The 7,349-nt window shown below is 37.0% G+C and carries 3 protein-coding genes and 1 pseudogene; all 4 read left to right on the top strand.

Features of this window, described 5'->3' with window-relative positions; all coding sequences use genetic code 11:
- Positions 1–65: 65 nt before the first annotated feature.
- Positions 66–1,535 (top strand): annotated as a pseudogene (locus ACOQFO_RS00045) (IS1182 family transposase); the annotation flags it as partial.
- 418 nt (positions 1,536–1,953) lie between these two features.
- Entirely contained in the window at positions 1,954–5,865 is a 3,912-nt protein-coding gene (locus tag ACOQFO_RS00050) for a S8 family serine peptidase (RefSeq protein ID WP_421687688.1), read from the top strand.
- A 297-nt stretch (positions 5,866–6,162) separates the two neighbouring features.
- Positions 6,163–6,519, top strand: a complete 357-nt coding sequence (locus ACOQFO_RS00055) for a hypothetical protein (protein WP_421687689.1) — start codon at positions 6,163–6,165, stop codon at positions 6,517–6,519.
- Positions 6,520–6,836: 317 nt separating this feature from the next.
- A complete protein-coding gene (locus tag ACOQFO_RS00060) occupies positions 6,837–7,106 on the top strand; it encodes an excalibur calcium-binding domain-containing protein (protein WP_421687690.1) in 270 nt (89 codons plus the stop codon).
- Positions 7,107–7,349: the final 243 nt, after the last annotated feature.

Here is a 7,349-nt window from a genome sequence, read left to right on the forward strand (position 1 = left end):
AAAAAACCCCCAACATTTGGTATAATGGAATTAACTAGAAACCAAACCAAACTGGGGGTAATTTTATGCTTAAAGAAAAAGATAATCAATTAAGCATCTATTCAATATTATACAATAGAATACCAGAAAACCATATGTTAAAAATACTTTATGATGAAGTAGATTTTAGTTTTATTAATAGAGTGCTTGAGAAAACATACAGTAAATATTATGGTAGACCAGCGAAAGAACCTGAACTAATGGTAAAACTTCTAGTTTTACAACGTCTTTATAAACTTTCTGATGAACGAGTGGTAGAAGACGCCTCTTTAAATTTGGCCTATATGTATTTCCTAGGAATCAATCCAGAAGATGAACTACCACATCCAAGTCTTTTAACGAAGTTTCGAAAGAATAAACTAGAAGGTAATTTAACCGTTGATGAAATTATTACTGTGGTTGTAAAGCAATGTGTAGACAAAGGAATCATTGATGGGGTTGGTATAAGTATTGATACCACTCACTCCGAGGCAAATACATTTAAATGTACTGCGGAAAGAGTTATGAAACGTCTGATGAAAAAAATTTTTAAAACAATTGAAAAGGAACACGGTGAAGTCCCTCAGGGACTAAATCAAGAAATACCTAATTATAAAGATATAGAAGATCATCATGAAGCCAAAGCAACTATGAAATCGCGTCTGGAAGAAGTGATTAGCCAAGTAGAAAAATCCATTGACTTAGAATATAATCCTCAAACGAAGCAACTTCTGAATAATGCGAAAGAAATAATAGAAGATCCTAAATTTATGGAACAAAAAGGAGTTCGTTCTATTGTAGACCAGGATGCAAGAGTCGGTCACAAAAGCAAAACTTCTCACTTTTTTGGGTACAAAACAGAATTTATGATGACGACAAACGATCGAATTATCACGGCAGTTCACGTAGGTGATGGTGCTTACGTAGACGGAACCAAGTTTAACGAGTTATTAGAATTAACGAAGAAAAGTGGCGTATCCATCGGGGAAATATATGGTGATAAAGCCTATTTTAGAAAACCAATCTTAGATAAAATAAATGAAGTTGGCGCTAAAGTATACATACCAGTAAGTGAAATGGCTTATAAGATTGATGAAGAGTTATATAATTACAATAAGGATTCTGACGAATGGTTCTGTGCTCAGGGCAATTATACAATACGAAAATATCATAAAAAAGGAAAAAAGCGGGAATCTTACAGATATTACTTCGATAAGGAAACCTGCAAGAACTGTCCTATGAGAGATATGTGTATCTCAGGAAAGACCGTAGGTAAAATCTTAGAAGTTGGAATCAATACTCCAGAATTTTATGAATATAGCCAGCAACAAAAATCAGATGAATTTAGGGAAAAATATAAAAACAGGTCTTGCCAAGAATGGAAAAATGGTGAGATGAAAAATTTCCACGGATTAGATCGTGCCTTAGGGTACGGTCTAAAAAGCATGACCTTACAAGCCAAATTAACTGTATTAGCAGTTAATTTAAAGAGGATAGCAGCAATACTATCCTCTAAAAAGCAGGCAAAATTCAATCATATTGTTAAAATTCTTAAACAAGTAAAGGGAAATACCAAATTTAGGTATTTATGCGCCTAAATATGATAATCTAAATCGAAAAAAGTTCACTTTTTCAGTGCCTTCAGACTGTCCCCAACGTCCCACTGCACCAACTGGGACAGAAAGACTGTCCCCAATGTCCCCCGCACCCCCAATGTCCCCCGATGTCCCGCACCCCCAACGCCCCTCTAATGTCACGATATGACGTATTTGAGAAGTGTAAATTTTCACTCCTATGTTAGAAATTCTCCCACCAAAGACTCATTTTATTTATAAATTAATAGACAAGCTCATATGTATTGTAAGATACCAATTTATGAATAGATTTTGTCTTTCATAGAGTCGTATCGATACACTGTGTTGAGGGGGATGTCCATTGAAGAAAAAAAGAAGTAGTAGGTTTTTTAGTCTATTTCTAGTACTAGCTATGGTCTTTAGTTTGTTTAGTCCGACTATGACTGCTTCAGCAAATGAAGTACTACCGTTCAAACAAAACAGCCAGAGCGAAAGTATGCTGGAGTTAAAGGCAGCTGTCACTGAACAATTAAACGTGATCCATGGTGGACCTAAGCTCCATGTAGATTTGCAGAATTTGTCTGGCAACCAAGAAGTTTCAGTCATCATTCATTTATCAGAAAAACCAGTTGCTCTTGAAAAGGGGATTAACAAGTTAAAAGGAAAGTCCTTTTCAGCAACACAAGAAAAGCAAGTAAAAGCAAAAGTACAAGCACAACAAGCAAGTGTAAAAAAACAATTAGGTCTTAAAAAGATTGCAATTAAAGAAGGATATACATTTGATACTGTATTAAATGGTTTTGCAGCGGTTGTAAAAGCCGATGATCTTCCAAAACTACTTACAGTACAAGGCGTTACGTTAGTTGAGCCTGACGTAATCGTACATGCATTGGAAGAGCCTCAAAACTCTGAATCTACTATTCCGTTGAAAGATGGAAAAGTAGACGCAATGATGAATACAAGTATCGACTTCTTAGGTATCGAAAAATTATGGGCTGAAGGATATCAAGGTCAAGGCATTAAAGTAGCTGTTCTTGATACAGGTATTGATGCGGATCACCCAGAATTTAAAGATATTTATAAAGGCGGAAAAAACTTCATTCCAAATTCATCTACTTATACAAGAGAACGTTCAGAAGATGATGCCTCAGAAACTTCTCCTGTAGAACGTCCTGCAGGTACTCCAGAATTTAATGCGAATGGTAGTGCATTCTACACATCTCACGGTACACACGTTGCAGGAATCATTGCAGCAATTGGTGCAAATGAGTATGGAATTAAAGGTATTGCTCCTAAAGTAGATCTTTATGCATACCGAGTACTTGGTGCATATGGAAGTGGAGCTACTTCCGGTATCATCAAAGCGATTGACACTGCTGTTATTGAAGAAATGGATGTTATTAACCTATCTTTAGGTGGGGGATCTAACACTGAAACAGACGCTGGTTCATTCGCAATTAATAACGCTATGATGGCTGGGACGATTGCAGTTATTGCAACTGGTAATGACGGTCCAGAACGCGGAACGATGGGAACACCAGGTACATCTCGTTTAGGTATTGCAGTTGGTAACACAACAAATCCAGAAACAATTTACAGTGGTGAAGTAAATGTTACGGTTGGTTCATTTAACTTAACGAAAAAATTGCAATTAATGGGAACAACTTTCGGCAAGGATTTAGCAACACAACTTCAAGGGGAATATAAAATCGTTGCTGTTCCTGGCCTTGGAGAAGAAAAAGATTATGAAGGAATAAATGCGGAGGGAAAAGTAGTATTAATTTCCCGTGGTACAATTCCGTTTGTCGATAAAATTGCCAATGCAAAAGCAAATGGTGCAGTCGCAACTATTATTCATAACTTCGCAGGTGGAACAAATGCACCGAATCCATCTGGTACTTTACTAGGTGATGCATTTGAATTCATCCCAACATTTGATATGTCTCAAACAGATGGAGATGCAATTCGTGCAGCATTACAAAATGGAACTGGAACGGTTTCATTCGGTAATTTTAGTTCAACTACGACAACTGGAGACGCGGTAAATGATTCAAGTTCACGTGGACCGTCAACTCCAAACTTTGACATTAAGCCAGATGTAACTGCACCTGGTACAAATATTATGTCTACAATTCCAATGTATAAAGCAGATTTCCCAGAAGCTGTATATGATGAAGCGTATGCACGTAAAACGGGTACGTCTATGGCAACACCACATATTGCTGGGATTGCAGCTCTTGTTAAGCAAGCGAATCCAGATTGGACGCCATTTGATGTGAAGGTTGCCCTTTCAAATACAGCGAAACTATTGGATACGAATAAATATGATGTGTTCGCACAAGGTGCAGGACGTGTTGATGCATACGTAGCAGCTCATCCAAATGTACTTGCTTATGCTCTTGATACGGCTGTGTTAGATGGAACTGGAGCAATCGTTGATAACTTGAAAGGTACGGTTACTTTCGGTCCACAGCCATTAAAGGATGGGAATGTTTCAGTTACGAAACAAATTCTTGTTAAGGACATCAAGGGTAACGCTGGAGATTATACAGTCACTGTGAATACAACTAAGACATACGGTGATGCAAAAGTAACAGTTGATACACCAACATTCACTTTAAGTGGTGAGCAATTAATCAATGTTACATTAACGGCTTCTCAAGCGGATGCTCCGGCAGGATCTGAAATTCTTGGTTATATCCATATTAATGGTGGAGGTTCTGAGATTTCATTACCATTTGCAGCGGACTTCGGTGGTGTAGCTGCGACAGAGATTAAGAATATGGCAATTACTGAAACCGATCTATCATTCGATGGAGATGGTGTGAAAGATTCAGCTGTTCTTTCATTTACGATTACAGGGGATGTTGCGACAAACTATATCGAGCTTTGGGATGTTATGAATCCTAATGGTGGGGTATATGGAGACGGGTATATAGGATATTTACATGCTGGTTCTTCTCTAGGAAAAGGATCGTATTCGCTGAATGTTTCTGGGCAGTACAGACCGTGGGATGGTACACCTGCAACAAAAATTCCTGATGGACTATATACGATCGATTATACTGCACAAGCAGCCAATGGTGTGATTAGTGACTATGTAGGACCAATTGTTGTGAAAGAGACTAAGCCAGTAATTACTGGTACAGTGAGTGATGGAACAGTGACTGGACAAGTGACAGACAAGTATATCGATTATAATGCTGAGTTAGTTAAATATGGTTTAAGCTATAATTTAAATGAAAAACTAAAAGCTTCTTATGTGGCTACGACTAACGGAGTAGACGCTGAACCAGTACCATTTAATTTAGCACAAAACGGATCGTTCTCATTCGATATTCCGGCCGGTGCTGAATCTGTAACAGTTATCATTAATGATGCTGCAGGTAATAATGGCCAACAAGCATTTGAAAATGATGTGAAACCAGAACCAGTAGTGACACTTTCAGTTGATCCGACGACACTTGATTTAACAACTGGTGAAACAGCTCAATTAACTGTTACTGAAACTTCTACGCCAGTGGTAGGTGATCCAACAGTGACAGATGTGACTGGAGTGGCTACTTATGTGGTTGCTGATGAATCGGTTGCAACTGTTGAAAATGGTTTAGTAACAGCAGTAGGTGAAGGAACAACAACAATTACGATTACTCATGGAGAAAATGTAGTGACTGTTTATGTGACTGTAGTTGATCCTGTTGTTATCGAACCAGGAGTTAAATTAGTTGCGAATTTAACGGAAGTTGACTTGGAATTAGGGAAAGAAGTACAACTGACAATTAAAGAAGTGACAACAAGAGCAGATGGAAGTACAAGTGAAAAAGATGTTACAAAATCAGCAAAATACAATGTAGCGGATAAGAAAATTGTTTCTGTTAAAAACGGTTTAGTGAAAGCTAATAAAGTAGGTACTACTACAATTACTGTGAAAAACGGTAAAAATGAATTAACAATTAATGTAACGGTTTCAGATGCAGGTACAACTGAACCAGAACCTGGCGACAATGAACCAAAAGTATCATTAGTTGTTGACCAATCAGAACTTTCATTAAAAGTTAAAGAAACTGCACAACTAGTAGTAAAAGAAGTAACAACCGCTGCTGATGGTAGCACAACAGAAAAAGACGTAACGAAACAAGCTTCCTACTCTAGCAAAGGACCAGTCATCAACGTAAAAAGCGGCCTAGTTACAGCAAAAAAACCAGGAACTCAAACAATCACTATCCAATACGGCCAAAACAAAGCCACTGTAGAAGTAGTCGTGACGAAATAACTGGGTGGTGGGACATTGGGGACAGTAAAAGTGTCCCACCAGTTTTTTACAGATAGCTTGAAACGATAGAGTAATGTGGCCCACCTGATAAATTTCAGGTGGGTTTTATTGCTTACTGGGACATTGGGGACAGTAAAAGTGTCCCACTAATTTTTTACAAACAACATTAATTTAGAATCCAAATCTTTATGAAGAAATGGAAACATTCTGGTGGGACAACTTACCAGATCTTATCAACACAAATCGGTTGAGATATTTTATTTCCCAACTATAATAGACTTGAGGAGGTGAAATGAGATGAGTAACGGAAAATCAGAAGAAATGCTTTCCCAGTTAATTCGAATGGTGGGCACGATTCAACCAACAATAGAAGGTTTAAAATCCGAAATCACGGAGATTAAAGCTGACATTGGAGGAATAAAATCCGAAATCACGGAAATGAAATCCGACATCGGAGAGATCAAATGCGAACAAAAAAGCATTAGAGAAGAACTTCAAGAATTGAGATATAGACAAACTCAATTCGAATTAAAATCTGAAAATCGACATCAAGAAGTCATGCGGGCAATTCACTCTTTGAAGGCGGATCAAGATTATATCTTTCAGAAAACAATTCGAAATGAAAGAGAAATTGAAAAGTTAAAGAAACAATAATTGTTAAACAGCCTCGATAACCTAATCTAAAATACCTCAAATGTGGTCAAGCCTCGTGTTTTATGAAATCCAATGAAAAATTGTGTACCAGGTACACGAAAAAGTTTGTACCTGGTACAGTTGTGAAAATTTATTTTATTCCCCCTTAATTCATTCAATTTTAGATGATTAACCAATATCTTATATATATTTCCTCTATCTAACCACCCAAAACGACTCAGCAGCACCACCTTTGATTTATTTCCTAAAAAAGGAATTTAATAAGGATTTATCGAATTTAAAACTGAAAATTACACTCTAATGGGGGATAAATTTGTATGAAGAAGATAATAAAAGTTTTGCTTACATTTGCTCTATTATTTGGTTTTTCATTTAGCTACACGGAACATGCTGAAGCTATAGCAAAAGCAGTATCCTACAGTAATTGTACTGAATTGAATAAGGTGTATAAGGGTGGGGTAGCAAAAGCAGCGAATATAATAAATAAAGGCGGAAAAACGAAATACAAACCTTTTGTATCGCTCGAACTTTATAATGCCAATAAATCAAAGGACCGTGATAAAGACGGGATTGCTTGTGAAAAATAGATTAAAAGAAATTGAGGCAACACTGAGCTGAGGCTTGGTGTTGTTTTTTTGCTGTTTTTTGGTGATGAATTCATAATCCCTTATCCCCTTATTGTCACAGTGGGACAGAAAACCTGTCCCGAAGGCACTGAAAAAGTGAACTTTTTTCGATTTAGATTATCATATTTAGGCGCATAAATACCTAAATTTGGTATTTCCCTTTACTTGTTTAAGAATTTTAACAATATGATTGAATTTTGCCTG

This window comes from Ureibacillus sp. MALMAid1270, assembly GCF_049202975.1.
In the GTDB taxonomy this organism is placed as follows: Bacteria; Bacillota; Bacilli; order Bacillales_A; family Planococcaceae; genus Ureibacillus.

Bases quoted from the DNA above. Each gene is read 5' to 3' on its own strand.
- ACOQFO_RS00060 (WP_421687690.1), top strand. From the start codon at position 6,837: ATGAAGAAGATAATAAAAGTTTTGCTTACATTTGCTCTATTATTTGGT.
- ACOQFO_RS00055 (WP_421687689.1), top strand. From the start codon at position 6,163: ATGAGTAACGGAAAATCAGAAGAAATGCTTTCCCAGTTAATTCGAATG.